17 protein-coding genes are annotated in these 22,313 nt (G+C 66.4%); 6 read left to right on the plus strand and 11 right to left on the minus strand.

Translation table 11 applies throughout. The features are described 5' to 3' along the window. Positions 1-52: 52 nt before the first annotated feature. From ptsP to CUJ89_RS38000, 4 genes are all read right to left on the minus strand, one after another. Complete coding sequence (gene ptsP / locus CUJ89_RS15665) at positions 53-2,635, minus strand: phosphoenolpyruvate--protein phosphotransferase (protein ID WP_114178114.1); 2,583 nt, start codon at positions 2,633-2,635, stop codon at positions 53-55. A 15-nt stretch (positions 2,636-2,650) separates the two neighbouring features. Beyond that, a complete protein-coding gene (locus tag CUJ89_RS15670; RefSeq protein WP_114178115.1) occupies positions 2,651-3,658 on the minus strand; it encodes an SIS domain-containing protein in 1,008 nt (335 codons plus the stop codon). Beyond that, positions 3,651-4,754, minus strand: a complete 1,104-nt coding sequence (nagA, locus tag CUJ89_RS15675) for an N-acetylglucosamine-6-phosphate deacetylase (protein ID WP_114178116.1) — start codon at positions 4,752-4,754, stop codon at positions 3,651-3,653. Before nagA ends, CUJ89_RS15670 begins: the two co-directional genes overlap by 8 nt. 384 nt (positions 4,755-5,138) lie before the next feature. Continuing rightward, positions 5,139-5,303, minus strand: a complete 165-nt coding sequence (locus CUJ89_RS38000) for a hypothetical protein (protein ID WP_161556541.1) — start codon at positions 5,301-5,303, stop codon at positions 5,139-5,141. A 508-nt stretch (positions 5,304-5,811) separates the two neighbouring features. Here CUJ89_RS38000 and CUJ89_RS15680 point away from each other — a divergent pair. From CUJ89_RS15680 to CUJ89_RS15700, 5 genes are all read left to right on the plus strand, one after another. Continuing rightward, positions 5,812-6,354 (plus strand): fimbrial protein, encoded by a 543-nt coding sequence (locus CUJ89_RS15680; protein ID WP_114178117.1) that lies wholly within the window; start codon positions 5,812-5,814, stop codon positions 6,352-6,354. 106 nt (positions 6,355-6,460) lie between these two features. Further along, positions 6,461-7,225, plus strand: a complete 765-nt coding sequence (locus CUJ89_RS15685) for a fimbria/pilus periplasmic chaperone (protein ID WP_114178118.1) — start codon at positions 6,461-6,463, stop codon at positions 7,223-7,225. 115 nt (positions 7,226-7,340) lie between these two features. Beyond that, positions 7,341-10,097, plus strand: coding sequence for a fimbria/pilus outer membrane usher protein (locus CUJ89_RS15690; RefSeq protein ID WP_114178119.1), 2,757 nt, complete (start codon positions 7,341-7,343; stop codon positions 10,095-10,097). Continuing rightward, positions 10,087-11,163 carry a fimbrial protein gene (locus CUJ89_RS15695; RefSeq protein WP_114178120.1) on the plus strand — a complete coding sequence of 359 codons (1,077 nt, stop codon included), beginning with the start codon at positions 10,087-10,089 and terminating at the stop codon, positions 11,161-11,163. Before CUJ89_RS15690 ends, CUJ89_RS15695 begins: the two co-directional genes overlap by 11 nt. Positions 11,164-11,413: 250 nt before the next feature. Further along, positions 11,414-11,959: a fimbrial protein gene (locus CUJ89_RS15700; RefSeq protein WP_114178121.1), complete on the plus strand. Its 546-nt coding sequence runs from the start codon at positions 11,414-11,416 to the stop codon at positions 11,957-11,959. Between the two features lie 302 nt (positions 11,960-12,261). On the opposite strand, the gene CUJ89_RS15705 is transcribed toward CUJ89_RS15700, so the two are convergent. The 6 genes from CUJ89_RS15705 to CUJ89_RS15730 form a co-directional block, all read right to left on the minus strand. Further along, positions 12,262-15,480: an error-prone DNA polymerase gene (locus tag CUJ89_RS15705; RefSeq protein ID WP_114178122.1), complete on the minus strand. Its 3,219-nt coding sequence runs from the start codon at positions 15,478-15,480 to the stop codon at positions 12,262-12,264. Between the two features lie 6 nt (positions 15,481-15,486). Next, positions 15,487-17,010: a Y-family DNA polymerase gene (locus CUJ89_RS15710; protein WP_114178123.1), complete on the minus strand. Its 1,524-nt coding sequence runs from the start codon at positions 17,008-17,010 to the stop codon at positions 15,487-15,489. Next, the gene (imuA, locus tag CUJ89_RS15715; RefSeq protein ID WP_114178124.1) at positions 16,943-17,650 is read right to left on the minus strand and encodes a translesion DNA synthesis-associated protein ImuA; all 708 of its coding nucleotides are present in this window, start codon (positions 17,648-17,650) and stop codon (positions 16,943-16,945) included. Before imuA ends, CUJ89_RS15710 begins: the two co-directional genes overlap by 68 nt. 163 nt (positions 17,651-17,813) lie before the next feature. After that, a complete protein-coding gene (locus CUJ89_RS15720) occupies positions 17,814-18,608 on the minus strand; it encodes an ABC transporter ATP-binding protein (RefSeq protein WP_114178125.1) in 795 nt (264 codons plus the stop codon). A gap of 1 nt (position 18,609) precedes the next feature. After that, positions 18,610-19,506 carry an ABC transporter permease gene (locus CUJ89_RS15725; protein ID WP_114178126.1) on the minus strand — a complete coding sequence of 299 codons (897 nt, stop codon included), beginning with the start codon at positions 19,504-19,506 and terminating at the stop codon, positions 18,610-18,612. A 138-nt stretch (positions 19,507-19,644) separates the two neighbouring features. Then, positions 19,645-20,610, minus strand: coding sequence for an ABC transporter substrate-binding protein (locus CUJ89_RS15730; RefSeq protein WP_114178127.1), 966 nt, complete (start codon positions 20,608-20,610; stop codon positions 19,645-19,647). A gap of 332 nt (positions 20,611-20,942) precedes the next feature. On the opposite strand from CUJ89_RS15730, the gene CUJ89_RS15735 reads away from it, so the two are divergent. Next, positions 20,943-21,251, plus strand: a complete 309-nt coding sequence (locus CUJ89_RS15735; RefSeq protein WP_114178128.1) for a VF_A0006 family four-cysteine protein — start codon at positions 20,943-20,945, stop codon at positions 21,249-21,251. Between the two features lie 110 nt (positions 21,252-21,361). Here the strand turns inward: CUJ89_RS15735 and CUJ89_RS15740 are convergent, their stop codons facing one another. Further along, entirely contained in the window at positions 21,362-22,177 is an 816-nt protein-coding gene (locus CUJ89_RS15740) for a MetQ/NlpA family ABC transporter substrate-binding protein (protein ID WP_114178129.1), read from the minus strand. Positions 22,178-22,313 lie beyond the last annotated feature (136 nt).

The following is a 22,313-nucleotide window of genomic DNA, read 5'->3' on the forward strand; positions in this document are numbered from 1 at the left end:
GTTGACTTAATTGCTTTCGTAGTGAAACGGGCCGCGAGCCTGCCGTCGACGTTCAGTCGAGCGGCCAGACCTCGCGGCTTGCTGCCCTTACCGCCTGTGCCGAATCGAGCGCGAGCAGATCCTGCGCGCGCTGACGGCACAACTGGTAATCGAGACGGCGCACGCGCGCCTTGATGCCCGGCACCGATCCCGGGTCGACCGACAGCTCGGTCACGCCGAGGCCGACGAGGATCGGCACCGCGAGCGGATCGCCGCCCAGTGCGCCGCACACGCCGACCCACTTGCCGTGCCTTTCCGCGCCGCGCACCGCGATGTCGATCAGGCGCAGCACGGCCGGATGCAGGCCGTCGGACTGCGCGGCCAGGTCGGCCTGGCAGCGATCCATCGCGAGCGTGTACTGCGTCAGGTCGTTGGTGCCGATCGACAGGAAATCCGCGTGTTGCGCGAGCTGGTCGGCCAGCAGCGCGGCCGACGGCACCTCGATCATCACGCCGACCTCGATCGGCTCGGTGCGGCCCTGCGCGCGCGCGAATTCGTCGATGCGCTTTCTCAGCCGCACGAGCTCGCCCGCGTCGGTGACCATCGGCAGCAGGATGCGCACCGCGCCGAATGGCTTCACCGCGAGCAGGCCCTGCAGTTGATCGTCGAGCAGATCGGGGCGCACCTGCGCGAGGCGGATGCCGCGCAGGCCGAGCGCCGGGTTCGGTTCGGGCGGCAGCGTCAGGTAGTCGACTTCCTTGTCGGCGCCGACGTCGAGCGTGCGGATGATCGCGGTGCGGCCCTGCAGCGCGTCGACGATCGACTGGTAGCTCTGCTGGTGTTCGGCGACCGTCGGCGCGACCTGGCGATGGATGAACATCAGCTCGGTGCGCAGCAGGCCGACCGCGTCCGCGCCGTTGTCGACCGCGGTGTTCGCGTCGTCGAGCGTCGCGATGTTCGCGGCGACCTCGATCGCACGGCCGTCGGCCGTCGCGGCAGCAACGCCGGCCATCTGCCGGTTCGACTCGCGCACGCCGTCCAGGCGCTGGCGCTCGTGCCGCGCGCGCTCGACGTCGAGCGCGGTCGGTGCGTGTTCGAGACGGCCCGCGCTTGCATCGACGACGACCTGCGTGCCGTCCGGAATCGCGTACAGCGCATCGCCGACCGCAACCAGCGCCGGGATGCCGAGCTGCCGCGCGATGATCGCCGCGTGCGACGTCGCGCCGCCGCGCGCCATCACGAGCGCGGTCACGCGCTGGCGATCGAGCGACGACAGGTCCGACGGCGTGAATTCCTCGGCCGCGAGCACGGCCTCGTCGGGCAGCGCACGCGCCGCGCCGTTCGTGTGGCCGAGCGCGCGCAGCACGCGCTTCTCGATGTCGCGCAGGTCGGCCGCGCGTTCGGCGAGCAGCGTGTCGTCGAGCTTCGACAGCGTGTCGATCTGCGTGCGGATCGTCGCACGCCATGCGAAGCCCGCGCTCTTGCCGAGGCTGATCAGGTCGCGCGCCGCGTCGACCAGCGTCGGGTCCTCGAGCAGCACGCGATGCACCGCGAAGATGCCCGCTTCGCCGACCGCGCCGCGCGCCGACGCGTTGCGCACCGTTTCGTCGAGTTCGCCGTCGACGGCCTTCAGCGCCTGATCGAGCTGGCGGCTTTCCGTAGCGGGCGTGCCGGATGCCTGCTCGGGCGGCACGATTTCCGCATCGTCGAGACGCACCAGCGTGCCGACCGCGATGCCGGGCGCCGCGCACACGCCTGCAAGCGTGTTCGGGTCGATGGGCGCACCGACGTTGCGCGCGACCGTCTGCGGCGCGGGCGAATTCAGCCGCGCCGGCTTTTCCTCGACTTCGCCGTGCGCTTCGCGCAGCAGTTCGTGCTCGACCGCATCGACGGCCTGCTGCGCGTGCGCGCCGCGGCCGACCAGTTCAACCGTCGCGCCTTCGCCGGCGCCGAGGCCGAGCAGGCCGACGACGCTCGCGATCGACGCCTTGCGGCCGTCGAACTGCACGTCGACGGTCGCGTCGAACCCGCGCACGGCTTCACGTGCGCGCGCGGCCGGCCGCGCATGCAGGCCGCCCGGCTGCGCCAGCACGATCTCGCGGCGCACTTCGTTCATCGCTGCCGCGCCGGCCTGTGCCGCCTGCTCGGCGGCTTCACCCTTGCCGCGCAGCGCGAGCAGCGGCGTCTTGCCGGCCGTCGCGAAACCGCTCGCGCGGTCGACGACCTCGAACGCGTCGGAGTTCGCGATCGCGATCACCGACACGAGCGAGTGCGCGCTGCGCGCGACCGCGTCCTGGTCGAACTCGATCAGCAGATCGCCCGCTTCGACACGCGCGCCTGCCTCGACGTGCGCGGCGAAGCCCTGCCCGTTCAGCTCGACGGTGTCGATGCCGATGTGCAGCAGCACTTCCGCGCCTTGCGGCGTCGTGATCGTCACCGCGTGGCCCGTGCGCGCGAGATGCGACACGATGCCCGCGCACGGCGCGACGAGCTTGCCCGCAAGCGGGTCGATGCCGATACCGTCACCGAACATCCCGCCGGAGAACACCGGATCGGGCACGTCGGCCAGCGCGACGATCGGCCCCGTCAGCGGGGCAAGCAGGACGATCTGATCGTGGGTGGGGCTGTTCAACTGGGACTCCTCGGCGCGTCTCATCGGCTTTCTCGGCTATCAGTGCGTTTCGGTGACTTTGTTCAGGTGGCGCGGCGTGTCGGGATTGCGGCCGCGCGCGACGGCGAGATCCGCCGCCATCACGTAGAACGAAAGAATGGCGGCGATCGGGTCGAGCGCCGGATGGGCGGACTGCGCGAGCGGCAACGTCGCGCCGGGCGTGCCGGCGGGCGCCGCGAGCAGCACGGCGGCGCCGCGTGCGCGCATGTCTTCGACGAGCTGCAGCAGGCCGGCCTGCTCAGGCCCCGGCGGCGCGAACACGAGCAGCGGATAGTCGCGGTCGATCAGCTCCATCGGGCCGTGACGGACTTCGGCGCTCGAGAACGCCTCGGCCTGGATGCCGGAGGTTTCCTTCAGCTTCAGCGCGGCTTCCTGCGCGATGGCGAGACCGAGGCCGCGGCCGATGACGATCATCCGCTCGACGCCCGCGAGCGCGGCAACGGCTTGCGACCAGTCGAGCCGGCCGGCCTGCGCGAGCACATCGGGCAGGCCGCGCAGCGCGGCTATCAGTGCCGCGTCGCGCTGCCAGAACGCGACGATCTGCGCGGACAGCGACAGCATCGCGATGTAGCTCTTCGTCGCGGCGACCGACAGTTCGGGGCCGGCGAGCAACGGCAACTGGTGCTCGCACGCGTCGGCGAGCGGCGACGGCAGCACGTTCACGGCGGCGACGGTGCGCGCGCCGGCTTCGCGCAGCGCGGCCATCGTGTTGACGAGATCGGGGCTCTTGCCCGACTGGGAGAACGCGATCGCGAGCTGGTCCTGCACCTTCAGCGGCGCCTGCTGCAGCGTCGCGACCGACATCGGCAGCGACGCAACCGGCACACCGAGGCGGCTCATCGTCAGGCTCGCGAAATAGCTCGCGGCGTGATCCGAGCTGCCGCGCGCAACCGTCAAGGCGACTGCCGGCGGGTGATCGAGCAATTGGCCGGCGAGCGCTTCGACGCGCGTGGTGTCGGCGATCTGCGCGGCGACGACCTGGGCGGACTCGCGCGCTTCCTTAAGCATATTCGACAATCGATTCTCCTTCGACGTAGGTCGCGGTGAGGTTCAGGTCGCGATCGAACACCGCGAGGTCGGCCCATGCGCCGCGCACGAGGCGGCCGCGATCGGCGACCCCGAGGTAGTCGGCCGCATAGCGCGACATCCGGTTCGACACGTCGGCGATCGGCAGGCCGAGCGACACGAGGTTGCGCAACGCCTGGTCCATCGTCAGCGTGCTGCCGGCGAGCGTGCCGTCGGCCAGCCGCACGCCGCCAAGGCATTTCGTCACGTGCTGGCTGCCGAGCCGGTATTCGCCGTCGGGCATGCCCGTTGCGGACGTGCTGTCGGTCACGACGTACAGGCGCGGGATCGCGCGCAGCGCAGCACGAATCGCGCCCGGATGCACGTGCAGCAGGTCGGGAATGATTTCCGCGTATTCGGCATGCGCAAGCGCCGCGCCCACCAGGCCCGGGTTGCGGTGATGCAGCGGCGACATCGCGTTGAACAGGTGCGTGAAGCCGCACGCGCCGTGCTTGAGCGCGGCGACGGCGTCGTCGTAGGTCGCGAGCGAGTGGCCGAGCTGCACGCGCACGCCGCGCGCGGCCATCTCGCCGATGATCTCGATGTGGCCGGCGATTTCCGGCGCGAGCGTGACGACGCGGATCGGCGCGATCGACAGGTACTTCAGCACTTCGTCGAGCACGGCCGACACGGCCGCGTCGGGCTGCGCGCCGAGCTTGCCGGGGTTGATGTACGGCCCTTCGAGGTGCACGCCGAGCACGCGCGCGCCGCCCGGCGTGCGGGTGCGTGCGACGGAGCCGAGGTTGCCGACGACCTTCATCAGTTCGTCGCGCGGCGCGGTCATCGTCGTCGCGAGCAGGCTCGTCGTGCCGAATTGCGCGTGCGTGCGGGCGATCGTCTCGATCGCGTCGCCGCCTTCCATCACGTCGGCGCCGCCGCCGCCGTGCACGTGAAGGTCGATGAAGCCGGGCAGGATGTACGGCGCGTCGTTCTTCGCGGGATCGGCGGGCGTACCGTCGAGCGTGGTGATGCGGCCGTTCTCGCTATCGAGCGAACCGTGAATCCAGCCGTCGGGGGTGAGGATGTTTCCAGTCAGCATGACGTTCTCTTGATGATCTGGTGACGCGGGCATCCGCGTCGTGAGTTCCGGAATCTGTTGCTTGCGGCACTTGCCGCGCGCCGGTGCAGTGTCGCCGGTCGGCGTTTCAACCAGGCGACGAAGCCGTGGCAATCGGCCTGTACACCAGGGAAGCCGGACGACGCACGCGCACCATCGAAAGTGAGGGCATTATATAACCACAATAATACCAGTCAACGAACTGGTATTAGCCTCGTGGAAATCGCCGAAAGCCTTGCCAGGCAAGCGTTTTAGCTCAAACAAAGCCTTTGTTTACAATGCCTTGCAGGATAGGGATTTACCCGATGCGGGATGCAAAGGGACAGTTCATGACAGCCTACAGGCGGCTGTCAGCGCACCGAAATGCTATTGAGATAGGACCAGTTTCACCAACTGGTATGCATTGCGCGGATGCGCGTCGACGATCACCGCCAGCGAGCGCAGCGCGTCCCGGATTTCATCCGGTATCACGAACGGCACGACGTGGTGCTGCGGCCCGGCAGCGGCACCCGCGGCATGGCCGCGCAGCACGCTCGATGATCCGGGAGATCGAAAAATCAACCGCGTCGCTTGTGGCGAAGAATGCACGCCATCGCGTGCCTTAACGGCAATGCGGCTTCGGGGTACCGCCGCTTACGTCCGGGATGATGTGGATCGCTTGACGGCGAATCGCCATTCAGCGGTCCCTGCTCGCGTTCCGAATGGTGCGCGCCCTCTCCGACCGAATAATAATTAGTGATCCGAATTTAATTCATCTGCACGCCTGCGGGTCTGGAGGGCGTCTCGACAACGTTCGCTGTCCGTTCGGAGGCGATCCCGAAACCGCCAAACGGGTCCAAAACTGCAATTTAGTACTCGTCCTATCGGTCTGGATAGACAAACTAATTCTCGTCCCATTTCCGTGGATGTCGGACCTTTCGATAATTACAACCGTTTCCTGTCACGGCTTCGGTCAGCTTTCCTGGCAGTTGCCACCGGCGCGACGGGAAATGTCCGCGTGTCGTTTTTCGACGCAAGCTCACTATTGAAAGGTATCTACATGCGCAAGAAAGTTCTCTCGGTTTTGCTGGCAACTGCTGGTCTGGCAACGATCGCTTCGTCGGCCCACGCAGCGGACGGCACCATCACGTTCAAGGGCGAAATCACCGGCCAGACCTGCACGATCTCCGGTGACGGCGGCGGCAAGGATTTCACCGTGACGCTGCCCACCGTGTCGACGTCGTCGCTCTCGACGGCAGGCACGACCGCCGGCCGCAAGCCGTTCCGTATCGCACTCACGAACTGCTCGCCCAATTCGGGCAATGCTTCGGTGTACTTTGAACCGGGTACGACGGTCAACGCGGAAACCGGTCAGCTGAAGAACGTGACGGGTACCGCATCGAACGTCGAAGTCGGCCTGCTGAACAAGGATAGCTCCAACATCAAGCTCGGCGCGGCCCAGGCGCAGCAGAACTCGCAAGTGGTGCCGATCTCGGGTGGTTCGGCCACGCTCGACTATTTCGCGCAGTACGTCGCTACCGGTGGCGCAGCCACCGCCGGCACGGTCGCTACGTCGGTCCTGTATTCGATCGCGTATCAATAAGCCGGTCGGATGACGGGTGGGTCGGGAGCCGCGGCTGTTCCGCGCGGCACCCGTCCTTGTCCGGTTCATGGATGAACCGTTTCGTTTGTAAAGAAGGAGATCAGCGATGGACGTACGAAAGGGTTGGCGCAAGGGTGCAGGCACCGCCATGCTGGCCGCGTCGTTGCTCGGCCCGAGCATGGCCGACGCGAGCGTCGTGATCAGCGGCACGCGAGTCGTCTATACGGAAAAGGAGCGCGAGGTCACCGTCAAGCTGACCAATGAGGGGGACAAGCCTTCACTCGTTCAGGCGTGGATCGATGCCGGCGACGTGAACGCGCTGCCGAGCGAGTCCAACGTCCCGTTCACGCTAACGCCCCCGTTGTTCCGGCTCGACCCGAAGAAGGGGCAGAGCCTGCGAATCCTCTACACGGGGGATCCGTTGCCGCAAGACAGGGAGTCGCTGTTCTGGCTGAACGTGCTCGACGTCCCGCCACAGGCGGCCGAAGATCCCGACGCGCCGAACATGCTGCAGCTCGCGTTTCGTTCACGCATCAAGCTGTTCTACCGGCCTACCGCGTTGCAAGGCGACGCGGGCGAAGCAGCCGAGCAGGTGCGCTGGAACTTCGCGCCGAAGCAAGGTGGCGGCTACGTGCTGGAAGCGAACAATCCCACCCCCTATCACGTGACGTTCAGCCGGATTGCCGTCAAGGCAGGCGCGTCGACGTGGGCCAACGAGCTGGGCGGCATGGTCGATCCGAATGCCACCGCGAAGTTCGATGTCGGCAACGTGCCATCGCTGCCGGCGGGACCGATCGAGGTCGACTACACATATCTCAGCGATTACGGCGCGGGCGTCAAGGGCAAATACGAACCCAAGGTCGCGCGCTAGCGCAGCACGCTTCGGGCTAACTCATTCCAGGCTGGAACCGAATCGGCGGTGATTGCACCGTCATTGGCAAACCGTCGTTCGCGTTATGACGCTACGGCATCAATGATATCGACTAATGCGAACGTCTCATCAATATCAACCACCGCAGGACGCGGCGCACCCAGCACTCAAGCTGAGCTACGTGTTCGTTCTCGCGGCGCTCGGCAGCTGGGCAGCGCAAGGCCAGGCGTCGGGTTTGCCGGGCGCGGCCGAGGACAAGCTCGAGATCGCGCAAGTTCGCTTCAGCGATCTGCTGATGATGAAGCCGCGCGGCCAGCAGCTCGATCTCGGTCGTTTCGAGAAAGGCAACCCGGTCGCGCCGGGCGACTATCTGGTCGATGTCTACACGAACGGCGCCTGGATCGGTCGCACGAACGTGCGCTTCCTCGCCAGCGAAGGCAGCACCATCGCAAAACCATGCTTCGACAAATCGCTGCTCGGCCGCATCGGCATCGACGACCGCGCGCTGTCCGACGCTGCCCGCACGGAGTGGGCGCGCGTCCAGGCGGGCGATGCATGCACGGATATCTCCAGGTTGGCCGACGATGCGTCGTACGCATTCGACATGTCCGAGCTGCGTCTCGATCTGAGCGTGCCGCAGGCAGTACTGCTGCGCAATCCGCGCGGCTATGTCAGCCCCAAGTTGTGGAGCGAGAGCGTACCTTCCGCGACGCTCCGATACAACGCGAACGTGTTCCGCAGCGCGTCGTCCGGCTACACCAGTACGCAGGCGTACGTCGGCCTCGCCGCCGGCGTCAACATCGGGAACTGGCATTTCCGGCACAACGGCTCGTACAGCACGCAAACGGGCGGCGACAGCGGCTACCAGAGCATCAACACCTATGTGCAGCGAGATCTGCCGGCGCTGCGCAGCCAGCTGAAAATCGGCGAGACCTATACCGACGGCAGCCTGTTCGACAGCGTCGGCATGCGAGGCGTCACGCTCGAAACTGACGATCGCATGTTGCCGGATTCGATGCGCGGCTATGCACCCGTGGTGCGCGGCATCGCGATGAGCAACGCGCATGTCGAGGTCTCGCAGAACGGCAACGTGCTCTACGAAACCAACGTGGCGCCCGGGCCGTTCGAGATCAACGATCTCTACCCGACGGGCTACGGCGGCAACCTGCTCGTGAAAGTCACCGAAGCGGACGGCAGCAAGCACAGCTTCACCGTGCCATACGCGTCGGTCGTGCAATCGCTGCGCCCCGGCGTGACGCGCTATGGCGTGGCGGTCGGCCAGTTACGCGATCCGTCGCTCAATGGTCATCCGAATTTTGCGCAGGTCACGGTGCAACGCGGCATCAGCAATCTGCTGACCGGGTACGCCGGCGCGATCGTTGCGGAGAACTACCTGGCAGGGCTGGTCGGGGCGGCGTTCAACACCCCGCTCGGCGCGCTGGCGTTCGACGTCACGCAAGCGTCGGCGAAGATCCCCGGGGTGGCCAATACCAGCGGCCAGAGTGTGCGCGTGAGCTACAGCAAGTTCGTGGACGCGACCAATACCAATATCGCGGTGGCGGCCTATCGCTACTCGTCGAGCGGCTACTGGGGCATGCGCGACACGATGTATGCACGCGAACGCTCGGCGTCCGGCACGGACCCGAACGCTGCATACCGCCAGCGCAATCAGATTCAGCTGACCTTGAACCAGAACCTCGGCGCAGAGCGCGGCAGCGTGTTCGCAGTGGGATCGACGGCCAGCTACTGGAACCGCCAGGGCACGACCACCCAGTTCCAGGTCGGCTACAACAACAGCTTCCGGCTGAGTGGCGTCAACCTGAGCTACAACCTGTCGCTATCGCGCCAGCGCGACGGTTTCACCGGGCAGTTGAACAACCAGGTGTTCGCGAACCTGTCGCTGCCGCTCGGCAAGCGCTCGTACGCGCCGACCTTGAGCACGAATATCGGGTACGACAACCGGAACGGCTCGTCCCAGCAGATGTCGCTGAGCGGCTCGGTCGGTGAATCCGGCGTGCTGTCGTACGGCGTGAACGCGGACCATGTATCGGGTTCGATGTCCGGCGGCGGCAACCTGCAGTACCGCAGCCCCTACGCGACGTTCTCCGGCAGCGCGAGCGGCGGCAGCGGGTATTCGAGCGTGTCCGCCGGCATGTCGGGCGCCCTGGTCGGGCACGCGGGCGGTGTGACGCTGGCGAACGATCTCGGCGACACCGTCGCGATCGTCGAAGCGAAGAACGCCGTGGGTGCGCGCATCACGAACGGCTCGGACGTGAGGATCGACGGGCGCGGCTATGCGGTGGTGCCGTACCTGACGCCGTACAGGATGAACACCATCGAACTCGATCCGAAAGGCATTCCGCTCGATGTCGAAATGATGTCGACCAGCCAGCAGATCGCGCCGCGCGCGAACTCGGTCGTGAAGGTTCGTTTCGCGACCGTCAGCGGGCGGGCGGCGTTGTTGACGGTGCGCCAGCCGAACGGAGCACCGGTGCCCTTCGGGACCAGCGTGGTCGACAACGACGGCAAGTATGTCGGGACAGTGGGGCAAGGCGGGCACCTGTTCGTTCGAGGCGTGGAGGACACCGGCACGCTGACGGCGAAATGGGGCAATCGATCCACGGACGTCTGCGCGTTCACCTACCAGTTGCCGACCAAGGATGCGAAGGGCGCGGTTTATGCGCGTGCCGATGCGGTCTGCGATTACAGCGCGCCAAAGGCCGTCAAGTCGCTTGATCCCGCCGCTGCGGCTGCGCCTGCGAATGCCGACGTCGAGGCTCGCTCAATCGAACACAAGGGCATCGCAAGCGACACACGTAGCGAGGCAAGCGCCGATGCTTTGAAGTTGGAGGGAAATTCAAATGAAATTTGATGCAAAAAACCGCCTGATTCGCATATTGAGACTTATCACGTTTTTTGGATTCGCATGGATTTGCGTTAATCATTCCGCATATGCTCAGGCCATTTGTAAATTCACACAATTATCCCATGTCAGCAACACACGCTTCACCTTCGGCGATATTGTCATTCCACGTGATGTTCCGGATGGCGCTCCCATTGCAACGATAGTATTCAATCTTGCGTACGATTGCCCGATCAACCCTCCTGCTTACCCACTCAATATAGGCGGATTTTCTATCAAATACGACGGCGCTCTGGCACTGGCAACGCAGTTTCCGGGAGTCGGGCAGTTCAACACTGCTTATGAAGGTCTTTATAAGTACACTGGTTTGCGCATGACCAACATGGATACGGGTCAGGTGATGAATCCCTTGGGCTTTACCACAACTGAGTGGGGGACCACAATTACTGGCGCCAACCCCGTTTCCGGCATGATCAGGATGAAGATAGAGTTGATCAAGCTGAGCGATGGCATTTACAAAATAACACAAATGCCAAACGACTCACGACCACCGGTATTTGTAGTCAGGCTTGCAAACAGAAACATTGACGATCCCGCCGCTCATAACAGAATGGTTGTCACTCATCAAATTAGTGGGACCCTCAAGCCCATGCAGCAGAGTTGCACGGTCACGAACTCGTCGCCGGAGGTGCGCCTGCCACCTGTCGGCGCGAGCAAGCTGAATCTTGCGGGTGCCACTGCGGGCGACACCGGCTTCAATATCGGGCTGACTTGCCGGGCCGGCTCGAACGTGTACGTGACCTTGACCGATCTGACTGCCCCGGGCAACACGAGCGACCTGTTGACGCTGACCCAGGACTCGACGGCGAAGGGGGTGAAGCTGCGCGTCTCACAAAACGGGCGGCCGGTCCGCTACGGCCCCGATTCGCGCGTCCCCGGCAATCTGAACCAGTGGTATGTCGGTCCGTCGGCGTCGACGTCGAACATCCCGCTGAGCGTGCAGTACGTCGCCGACGGCCCGGTGTCCGGCGGAACAGTAAAGGGAGTCGCCACGTTCACCATGAGCTATCAGTGAGCGCACGAGGCCATTGGCATTTCGAATCCTGGGGAAACGAAGCGTTCGCGAGACGAAGTCACGCAACGTGAGTTTTCTCCGGCAAGCCGCCGACCGGCGGTTAAAACCGGCTTCTGCTTAGCAATCCGAATGGGTTGTGTCAGGAGGCCATCGCAGGAGGAGGTCGCGAGTAGCAGGCGGTGCCGGCAAGGGCAGCGGCGGCGATTCGACGACGGAATCCGTTTTTCTACTTACGTACCAGGAAATTGATATGAAACTCGCATTCTCCAGCATCGCAGCGCTCACGGTGGCCATGGCGGCAGCACTGCCGGCGGTGTCGCACGCGGCCGACGGCCAGATCACGATCAACGGCAAGATCGGCAGCCAGACCTGCACGATCAACGGCAACGACTCCGGCGGCACGAACTTCACGGTCCAGCTGCCGAAGGTGGCAACGTCGTCGCTGGCGGTGGGCGGCTCGACCGCGGGCCGTACGCCGTTCAACATCGCGCTGACCAACTGCACGCCGAACTCGGGCAACGTCTACACCCACTTCGAACCGGGTACGACGGTCAACTCGACGACCGGCCAGCTGGTCAACGCGCAGGGTACGGCGAAGAACGTCGAGGTCGGCGTGCTCAATGGCAACGATCACAGCCAGATCGGGATCGGCAAGGCCGCGGAGAATTCGACGGCCGTCGCGCTCTCGAACGGCGCCGCCACGCTGCCGTACCAGGCCCAGTATGTCGCGATGGGCGGCGCTGCGTCCGCGGGTACGGTGAACACGTCGGTGCTGTATTCGATCATGTACCAGTAATGGCGTAGCGCGCGCCATGCGCATTCCCGCGCGGCGTCGAGTCGCCGCGCGGGAATCGTCGCGCAACGCGTTTGTCGGGAACTGTCGGGGCCAGCGAGCCGGTGAGGCTGGCGGAGCCCCATTCATTGAACGACGGTCTCCTTGTCTGGGGCGATGGTGGAAGCCTCTCCATTGTCACGCCCCCTCCCCGGCCTCTCGACGCCATGACCGTTCCGTGCGGCCAACCGGCGGCCAAGGCGCCCGCCAACCGATATCGACATAGAACCCATATCGCACACTGGCATGCATCGCACCGGCGTGCATCAGTGAAATTCCCGGCTCGATGTGCGCAAACCGCCGAGCAGCGACGTCAGATCCTCGAAATGCTGCGCGACGAGGTGCCTCACGTCGCTCACGACCTGCCACACGCCCGACACCGCGAGCAGTTGCGAATCGAGCGTCTCGCGACGCTGTCGCGCGAGCAGTTCGGGCCGGACGATCACGTTCACGCAGCCGGTCTCGTCCTCCAGCGTCATGAACATCACGCCTTTCGCGGTGCCCGGCATCTGCCGCGCGGTCACGAGCCCGCATGCACGCGCGAGCCGGCCGTTCGGGCGGTCGCGCAGTGCCTCCGCCGACGACAGCCGCCGCGCCTGCAGCGCGGGCCGCAGCAGCGCAACAGGATGGCGGTTCAGCGTGAGACCCGTCGTGCTGTAGTCGGCGAGGATGTCGTCGGCTTCCGACGGCGCGCCGAGCGCGGGCTTGTCCGGTTCGTCGATCGGCGCGGCCGCGAGCAGGTCGCGCTCCGGCGCAGCAGCGACGGCCTGCCACAGCGCGTCTCGGCGATGGCCGGCAAGCGTCGCGAGCGCGTTCGCGGCGGCGAGCGCTTCGAGGTCGCGACGTTCGAGTTGCGCGCGGCGCGCCAGTGCGTCGACGTTCTCAAAGGGGCCAGCCGCACGCGCGATGTCGATGCGTCGCGCGGCCGCCTCGCCGAGACCGCGCACGAGCGACAGGCCGAGCCGCACAGCCGGCTGGCCGTGTGGCGGCGGCTGGCCGGGCAGCGCTTCGAGCGATGCCTCCCAACCGCTTTGCGTCACGTCGATCGGCAGGACCTGCACGCCGTGGCGCTTCGCGTCCTGTACGAGTTGCGATGGCGGGTAGAAACCCATCGGCTGACTGTTCAGCAGCGCGGCGAGGAAGATCGCCGGTTCGTGACATTTGAGCCAGCTGCTCGCATAGGCCAGTTTCGCGAAACTGGCCGCGTGGCTCTCGGGGAAGCCGTATTCGCCGAAGCCTTTGATCTGCTCGAAGATCTGTTCGGCGAATTCGCTCGTGTAGCCGCGGGCCAGCATGCCGTCGACGATCTTGTCATGGTAAGGGCCGAGATCCCCCCTGCGTTTCCACGCGGCCATCGCACGACGCAACTTGTCGGCTTCGCCGGGCGTGAAGCCGGCCGCGACGATCGCGATCTGCATTACCTGTTCCTGAAAGATCGGGATGCCGAGCGTGCGTTCGAGCACTTCCTTGAGCGCGTCGCTCGGATAGGTGATGTCCCCTTTCTCCTCTCCCGCCTTGATCCTGCGCCGCTTCAGATACGGATGCACGGCGCCGCCCTGGATCGGCCCGGGACGCACGATCGAAACCTCGATCACCAGGTCGTAATAGTCGCGCGGCCGCAGACGCGGCAACATCGACATCTGCGCGCGCGATTCGATCTGGAATACGCCAACCGTGTCGGCACGGCAGATCATGTCGTAGGTCGCTTCGTCATCCTGCGGAATGTGCTTCAGCGTAAACGGCTTGCCGTCCGGCTCCGGCGGCCCGCGCCACGCGGTGCGCATGTCAAACGCGCGATGCAGCGCCGACAGCATGCCGAGCGCGAGCACGTCGACCTTCATCAGCCCGAGCGCCTCGAGATCGTCCTTGTCCCACTGGATCACGCGCCGCCCGTCCATCGCTGCGTTCTCGACCGGCACGAGCCGCGTGAGCTTGCCGCGGCTGATCACGAAGCCGCCGGAGTGCTGCGACAGGTGGCGCGGAAAGTTGAGCAGCCGGGTAGCAAGTTCAGCCCATGCCTGAATGATTGGCGCGCCTGGATCGAGATCGACCGAGGCGAATTGCTGCAGCAGGTCGCGACTGCCGTCGAACCAGCGATGCCCTTTCGCAACGCGGTCGATCAGCATCGGATCGACGCCGAGCGCCTTGCCGGTTTCGCGCAGCACACCACGCGGGCGGTAAGTCGATACGGCGGCCGCGAGTGCGGCGCGATCGTGTCCGTATTTGCTGTAGATATGCTGAATCACTTCTTCCCGACGCTGATGCTCGAAGTCGACATCGATGTCGGGTGGCTCGCCACGCTCCTCGCTGATGAAGCGTTCGAACAGCATCGTGCTCTGATCGGGATCGACCTCAGTGATGCCGAGGCAATAACAGACTACCGAGTTTGCCGCCGAGCCTCGTCCCTGGCACAGGATGTTCTGGCTGCGTGCGTATTTGACGATGTCGTAGACAGTCAGGAAGAACGGTTCGTATTCCAGTCTTTCGATCAGGTCGAGTTCATGCCGGATCTGCTTCTCCACTTTCTCCGGAATACCCTGCGGATAACGCTCGGCCGCCCCTGCCATGGTTTCCTGTTCCAGATAACTCGTCGGCGTGAGCCCCTTCGGCACGATCTCATCGGGATACTCATAGCGCAGCTTGTCGAGTTCGACATGACACCCATCGAGAATCGCGCACGTCTCCGCGATTTCGTCAGCCGAAAACAGCTTCGCGATCCGCCCGCGCGAACGCAGATGCTGTTCCGCGTTCGGCGCGAGCGCATAGCCGCATTCCGACACCGGCATCCCGACGCGAATCGCCGTCATCACATCCTGCAACTTCTTGCATGAACGCTTATGCATCGTCACGTCACCAAGCGCGACAACGCGCACGCCGCGCCGCGCCCCAGCCTCGCGAATCTCCTCGCGCTGCACACCATCCAGCGCGCGCTGCAGTTGCACGAGCCCGAGCCGCGCACGCTCGCCGAACGTCGCGCGGAACCACGCGACCTGTGCATCAAGCACGTTCGCGCGAACCGGATACGCCGGCACGAGGATCGCGAAGCAGTCGGGCATCCCGCGCAAATGCGCGAATTTTTCAGGTGGCGCCGACAACATCCGCGACGTCAGTTGGTACGTACCCTTCGGCGCTGCCATCCGCCGCCACGAAATCAGCTCGGACAGGTTGCCGTAGCCTTCACGATTCTGCGCGAGCAACACGAGCCCGAACGCGCCGGGCCCCGGATCGTAGCCGGGCGGAACATCGTCCGGCGTCACCTCGAAGTACGAGCCAACGATCAGCGGCAGCCCGGCCGCTTTCGCCGCGACATGCATGCGTGGCGCACCCGCGAGTGAACATTCGTCTGTGATCGCGATCCCGCGATAGCCGAGTTCGACTGCGCGCTCGACCAATTCGTCTGCATGCGACGCGCCATGCAGGAATGAGAAGTTCGAGCGGCAGAACAACTCCGCGTAATCGGGCAGCACACTGAATTCCGCATTCATCGCCGCTCACCCGAACAGCCCGTGCAGAAACCAGCGCGGGTCCGCCTGGCTGCTCGTCCGTTCCTTGAATACCCAGTAGCACGCGCCCTCTTCGTCCTGCGCGACGCAGTAATCACGCTCGACCAGTTGACCGTCGAACCAACCCGCCTCGATCCGCTCGGGCGACGACATCATCCTGAGCGGCGTATGGAACACCGGCCGCTCCCCGCGCATCAGCAGCGGCAGCGGCTCGGCCAGCAGCCACGCGGGACGCGGCGGCGCGGCGGGCAGCGCGACAGCCGGCTTGCCCGCCTGCGCATCGAGCGGCAACCAGCGGTTCGCGGCCTCGGGCCGATGATCGGCGACGGGCGCCGCACGCAGCACGTTGTCCGCGCCGAGCCGCGCGACCAGCAGCTCGAACAGCCGCTCGCGCGTCTCGCGCGTGCTGCCCGGCTCGGGAAAGAGATCGTCGGCCGGCGGCGCGACCGATTCGACGCGCGTGGCCTTCAGACGCACCGCGATCACCGCGGCCGGCAGTTCGACGCGCGCGAGCCGCTCGCCGAGCAGCCGCATGAAGTGTGCCTCGTCGCGCACGGGTGCGGCGAACGCGAGTTCGAGCGGCGTCGGCGGCACAGCCTGGCGGCCGCGCTCGTGCTCGAGATCGAATGTCATCGCGGCCAGCGACAGCTGCCGCGCGGCCAGCCAGCCGCACAGCTGCACAACGAGCCGCCGCGCGGCGAACAGCACAGCCTCCGCATATTCGACGCGCTCCGGCAATTCGAGCCGCACGTCGAACACGGGCGGCACCGCCATCCACGCGAGCGGCTCGACCGCGTCGCCATACGCACGATCGAGCGCGGCCAGCAGCGCGGGACCGCAGCGCCGCTGCAGCCCCGCGCGCGGCAGGCCGCGCAGATCGGCGAGCGTGCGGCAGCCGAGACCGTCGAACCAGCCCGCATACGGACGCGCATCGGGCAACAGCACGCACGGCAGCCCGTCGAGCGCGCGGACCAGCGACGCGCGGCCGGCCACCCGGCGCCGGATCCGCGCACGGGCCGATACGCGCGCCAGCAGCCATGCGCCGCACCCGGTCGGTGCAGCGGACAGGCGCGCGGCATAGCCGAGCGCCGCGAGCGTCGCGCGCACCTGGCGGCACAGCGACGGCAGACCGCCGAACAGCCGCAGGCTCGGGCCGACGTCGACGATGAGCGTGGCTTCGCTGTCGAGCGCGACGCACGGCGAAAAGCGCAGCAACGCGAGCGCGACCGCGCGCAGCGCGTCAGCCTCGCGCGCGGGATCGCGTTCGACGAGCCGCGTGTGCGGCGCGAGCGTGAGCACGCCGCCGCGCTTCATGCCCGCGCGCACGCCGTGCCGGCGCGCGGGCGCGTCGGCGATCAGCACGACGCCCTGTTCGAGCACCGCGCAGCCCGCGTCGTCCGCCTCGCCTGCGTCGCTTGCCTCGCCCGTGTCATCCGCGCCGCCGTCAAACAGCAGCGGGGCGCACACGTCGAGCGGCAGGCGCGGCAGATGGATGCCGAGCAAGACGCGCATAGCGGCTCTCCACGATGGGCGACGGCAGGTCGAGCACGAGCGGCTCGCTGCGCGCGGGCCCGCGACGCTTGACGATGTCGAGCGACACGCCGCCCGGCACCGGATACAGCGCGACGCGCAGCACGGCCGGCGACGGCTGCCGCGCGGCCGACAGCGGGCGCAGCATCACGAACAGCGTGTCGCCGGTGCGCGCGGCCGCGAGATGCAGGCGCCGCAGCGCATCGGGCCGCGCGTCCTGCCAGAGCAGCAGCGCGCCGCAGCAGCCAGTCTTGAGCACCTGCTCGGCAGCCCACAACGCATCCGTGCGGCTGCCCGCACGCAGCCACAGTAGCGCGTCGGCCGGCACGCCGAGACTGGCGAGCGCGGTCGCATGCGGCGCTTGCGGCGGCGCGACGAGCGCGAGCGGGCGCCGCGCGCTGACGGTGCGCGCGAGCGCGGGCGCGAGCAGCCGCATCTCGCCGCAGCCCGGCTGCGCGGCCAGCAATTCGACGAGCCCGCCGACCGGCCAGCCGCCGCCCGGCAGCTCGCTGGACAGCGACGCAAAACCCGTGTCGATCGTGCGCGGACCGCCGCGCGCGAGTTGCGAACCGCGCCAGAGCGACGGATGAAGGGATTCGGGGGAAATGGAGGATGCGAGCATGACGCCACCCACAACTGTATGGATATACAGTATATGGCAATGCGCTCGCGTCGCACAGCGCCAGTGAAAACCGGCCTTTCGTCAGAAGAAAAACATGGGAAAGCCAAAGCGTCCGGCCGACGCGACGCGGCACCCCGCATCGCGCCGGCACACGCGCGTTGCCTCACCCCAGCAGCAGCGCGTCGTCGTCGAGCTGCTCGTGCCGCACCTTCTCGAACATCTGCAGCAGGTCCGGCACGTCGAGCCCCTTGCGTTCGCCGCCCGACACGTCGAGCACGACCTGCCCCTGGTGCAGCATCACCGTGCGGTCGCCGTAGTCGAGCGCCTGTCGCATGCTGTGCGTGACCATCATCGTCGTCAGCTTGCTTTCGGCGACGATACGCGCGGTCAGCTCCAGCACGAACGCCGCCGTCTTCGGGTCGAGCGCGGCCGTGTGCTCGTCGAGCAGCAGGATCCGCGACGGCCGCAGCGACGCCATCAGCAGGCTCACGGCCTGCCGCTGCCCGCCCGACAGCAACCCGATCCGGTCGGTCAGCCGGTTCTCGAGGCCGAGGTTCAAGAGCCGCAGCTTGTCGCGGAACAGCTCGCGCGACGGCCGGCCGAGTGCGGCCCGGAAGCCGCGCCGCACGCCGCGCGCCATCGCGAGCGCCATGTTCTCCTCGATCGTCAGCGCCTCGCAGGTGCCGGCCATCGGATCCTGGAACACGCGCGCGACGAGGTGCGCGCGGTCCCACGCGGGCTGGCGCGTGACGTCCGCGCCATCGATCGCGATGCGCCCCGAATCGACGCGCTGGTCGCCGCTGACCGCATTGAGGAAGGTCGACTTGCCGGCGCCGTTCGAGCCGATCACCGCGACGAACTGGCCGTCAGGAATCTCGAGCGACAGCCCGCGCAACGCGCGCGTCTCGATTGGCGTGCCGGGATTGAACGTGAGTTTCAGGTCTTGTGCGGACAGCATGTCATGCCCCTCCGTTCTTGCGCGCGAACAGCTTCTTGCGCGTCGCCGGCAGCACCAGCGCGATCGTGACGAGCGCGGCCGTCACGAGGTTCAAATCCTGCGCCTTCAGGCCGATGAATTCGCTGTTCAGCGCGAGCGCGATGAAGAAGCGGTAGACGATCGCGCCAAGCACGACGGCGAGCGTCGTCAGCACGAGCCGGCGTGCCGGCAGCAGCGTCTCGCCGATGATCACGGCGGCCAGCCCGATCACGATCGTGCCGATCCCCATCGAGATGTCCGCGCCGCCCTGCGTCTGCGCGAACAACGCGCCGGCGAGCGCGACGAGCGCATTCGACAGCGCCATCCCGGCGAGCGTCGAGCGGCCCGTCGCGATGCCTTGCGCGCGCGCCATCCGCGGATTCGCGCCGGTCGCGCGCATCGCGAGGCCGAGCTGCGACGAGAAGAACCAGTCGAGGCAGAGCTTCGCGACCACGACGACGATTGCGAGCAGCGCCGGGCGCAGCACGTAGTCGGGCATCCAGTCGGGCTGCAGCACGGTGAAGATCGTCGGCTCGGTGATGAGCGGCACGTTCGGCCGGCCCATGATGCGCAGGTTCACCGAATAGAGCGCGATCATCATCAGGATGCTGGCGAGCAGGTCCATGATCTTCAGGCGCACGTTGAGCCAGCCCGTGATGAAGCCGGCAACCGCGCCCGCGACGATCGCGATGCAGGTCGAGCTGAACGGGTCGTAGCCGGCCGAGATCAGCGTCGCGGCAACGGCGCCGCCAAGCGGAAAGCTGCCGTCGACGGTGAGGTCGGGGAAGTTGAGGATGCGAAACGAGATCAGCACCCCGAGGGCGACGAGACTGAAGATCAGGCCGATCTCCAGCGCGCCCAGTAACGAGAACAGAGACATGATGGGGAATCCTGTTGCTTCCCGGCCGGACGTGTACGGCCGGGCGAAGCGAACGGGCAGCCCCGGGTGGAAGCCGCCCGTTCGGCGGTGTCGTTCAGGCCCGGATCGGGCCTGCCGGCGCAGCGGTCGGGCCGCGGCTTACTTGATGACCGTCTTCGCTTCCTTCACGAGATCCGACGACAGCGTCACGCCCTGCTTCGCAGCCGCGCCCGTATTGACGAACAGCTCGAGGTTGCTGCTCGTCTCCGACGCGATCGCGCCCGGCTTCTCGCCCTTCAGGATGCGTGCGACGACCTTGCCCGTCTGGCGGCCGAGGTCGCCGTAGTTGATGCCGAGCGCCGCGATGCCGCCGCGCTTCACGCTGTCGGTGTCGCCGGCGACGAGCGGGATCTTCGCTTCGTTCGCGACCTTCACGAGCGCTTCGTACGCGGACACGACGTTGTTGTCGGTGTTCGTATAGATCACGTCGACCTTGCCGATCAGGCTTTTCGCGGCCGGGCCGATGTCGACGGTGCGCGGCGCGGCCGCTTCCTTCAGCGTCATCCCCTGTTTCGCGAGGAGCTCCTTGAGCGCCTTCACGACGACGACCGAGTTCGCTTCGCCCGGGTTGTAGACCATGCCGACCGTCTTCGCATTCGGCACGACGCGCTTGATCAGTGCGACCTGGCGGTCGAGCGGCAGCTTGTCGGACACGCCCGTCACGTTGCCGCCCGACGGGCCCCAGCCCTTCACGAGCTGTGCGGCGACCGGATCGGTGACGCCCGAATAGACGACGGGCACGCTCTTCGTCGCTGCGACGACCGACTGCGCGGCCGGCGTTGCGATCGCGACGATCACATCGGGCTGGTCGCCGACGAACTTGCGCGCGATCTGCGCGGCCGTGCCCGTGTTGCCCTGCGCGCTCTGGTATTCCCACTTGAGCTTGTCGTCGCCGTAGCCTTCCGCCTTCAGTTCGGCGCGCACGCCGTCGCGGATCGCGTCGAGCGCCGGATGGTCGACGATCGACAGCACCTTGACGGTCTGTGCGTGCGCGGCACCTGCCAGCGCGAGTGCGGCCACGCCGGCCGTGATCGAACGGATCGCGAAAGTCTTGAATCGCTTCATGGGTGAGTCTCCCCCGTATTGTGTCGGTTCTGGATGATGGATTCCCGCCGCCGTCATGCGGGCGCCGCAGCGCGTACAACACGGCGGCGGCCGGCCCGCGCCCCCCGGGAAGGCGTGCAGCGGCGAACGCATGAGGATACCATTTCAGCAGACCACCGCCTGACTCCGCGCTTTCATTCGGCGCACCGGATCGCGGCACCCACCGGGGCGCCGCGACCGCGCGCGAAGCCCGGCCGGCGGCGGTTCCCGCCGGTGTCCGCGCAACGCATCAGCCGCGCTCGCGGCTTTACGTTATGCTGTCGACCGACCCAATTCACTCCATCGGAGGGCCGATGAAACGGGGGATCCGTGCAATCGCATTCGCGGCCGTCGCGCTGGCGCTGCCGGTCGCGGCCTTCGCGCTGACCGACGGCGATGCGCAGTACGACGACTGCATGCTCAACGCGCTGCGCGAAAGCCGCAACGGCGCGGCGGCCCAGTTGATCCAGCGCTCCTGCGACGCGCTGTACCACAACAACGCGATGCTGCTGCCGCGCGAGCGGCGCTTTCACGAGTGCGTGGTGCAATCACTGCCGGGCGTGCGCGACAACTACGCGATCCAGCAGATCATGGCGATCTGCTCGCGGCGCGGCGATATGTGAGCCAGCGCTGAACGCCGGGCGCCGCGCAGCCGTCGGTCGGGCGCGCCAATGAAAAAGGGCCTGCGCGATGCAGGCCCTTTCCGTTCAGCGGTCCGACCGGTGTGCGGCGTTCAGAACGACGCAACCATCGAGCCCTTGAACTGCTTCTTGATGAACTCCTTCACTTCCGGCGACTGGTACGCCTTGACCAGCTTCTTCACCCACGGCTGATCCTTGTCCTTCGCGCGTACGGCGATCAGGTTCGCGTACGGGCTCGTCAGCGCTTCGAGCGCGATCGCGTCCTTGGTCGGCTGCAGGTTCGCGGCCAGCGCGTAGTTCGTGTTGACCACGGCCGCGTCGACGTCCGACAGCACGCGCGGCAGTTGCGCGGCATCGAGTTCGGAGATCTTCAGCTTCTTCGGGTTCTCGGCGATGTCGAGCACCGTCGCGTTGTTGCCGCCCGTGCCGGCGCCCGCCTTCAGCTTGATCACGCCTTGCGTCTGCAGCAGCAGCAACGCGCGGTTCTCGTTCGACGGATCGTTCGGCACCGCGAGCTTCGCGCCTTGCGGCAGGTCCTTCAGCGCCTTGAACTTCTTCGAGTACACGCCCATCGGCGAGATGTAGGTCAGGCCCGCGCTGACGATCTTGTAGCCGCGCTGCTTCACCTGGCTGTCGAGGTAGGGCTGGTGCTGGAAGCTGTTCGCGTCGAGGTCGCCCGAGTCGAGCGCCGCGTTCGGCTGCACGTAGTCGTTGAACTCGATGACCTTCACGTTCAGGCCTTCCTTCTCCTTCGCGACCTTCTGCACGAGTTGCCATACTTCCGAATCCGGGCCGGCGACCGTGCCGACCTTGATCACCTTGTCTTCGGCGTGCGCGCCCGCCGACAGCGTCAGCGCTGCACCAGTGGCCAGCACGGAAAATACCTTCAGGAGACTGCGACGCTTCATCTGTTTCTCGCTTTCTTGCTTACTTTAAATGGGGCGCGATACGGGTATGCCCCGACTCGCAGGAAGGGGCAAATGGTGTCACAGGATCGGCGGGAAGTGAAATACATCCCGCTCATATGGGTATGCACCTCGGCGG

The sequence above is a fragment of the Burkholderia pyrrocinia genome (genome assembly GCF_003330765.1).
Taxonomy (GTDB): domain Bacteria; phylum Pseudomonadota; class Gammaproteobacteria; order Burkholderiales; family Burkholderiaceae; genus Burkholderia; species Burkholderia pyrrocinia_B.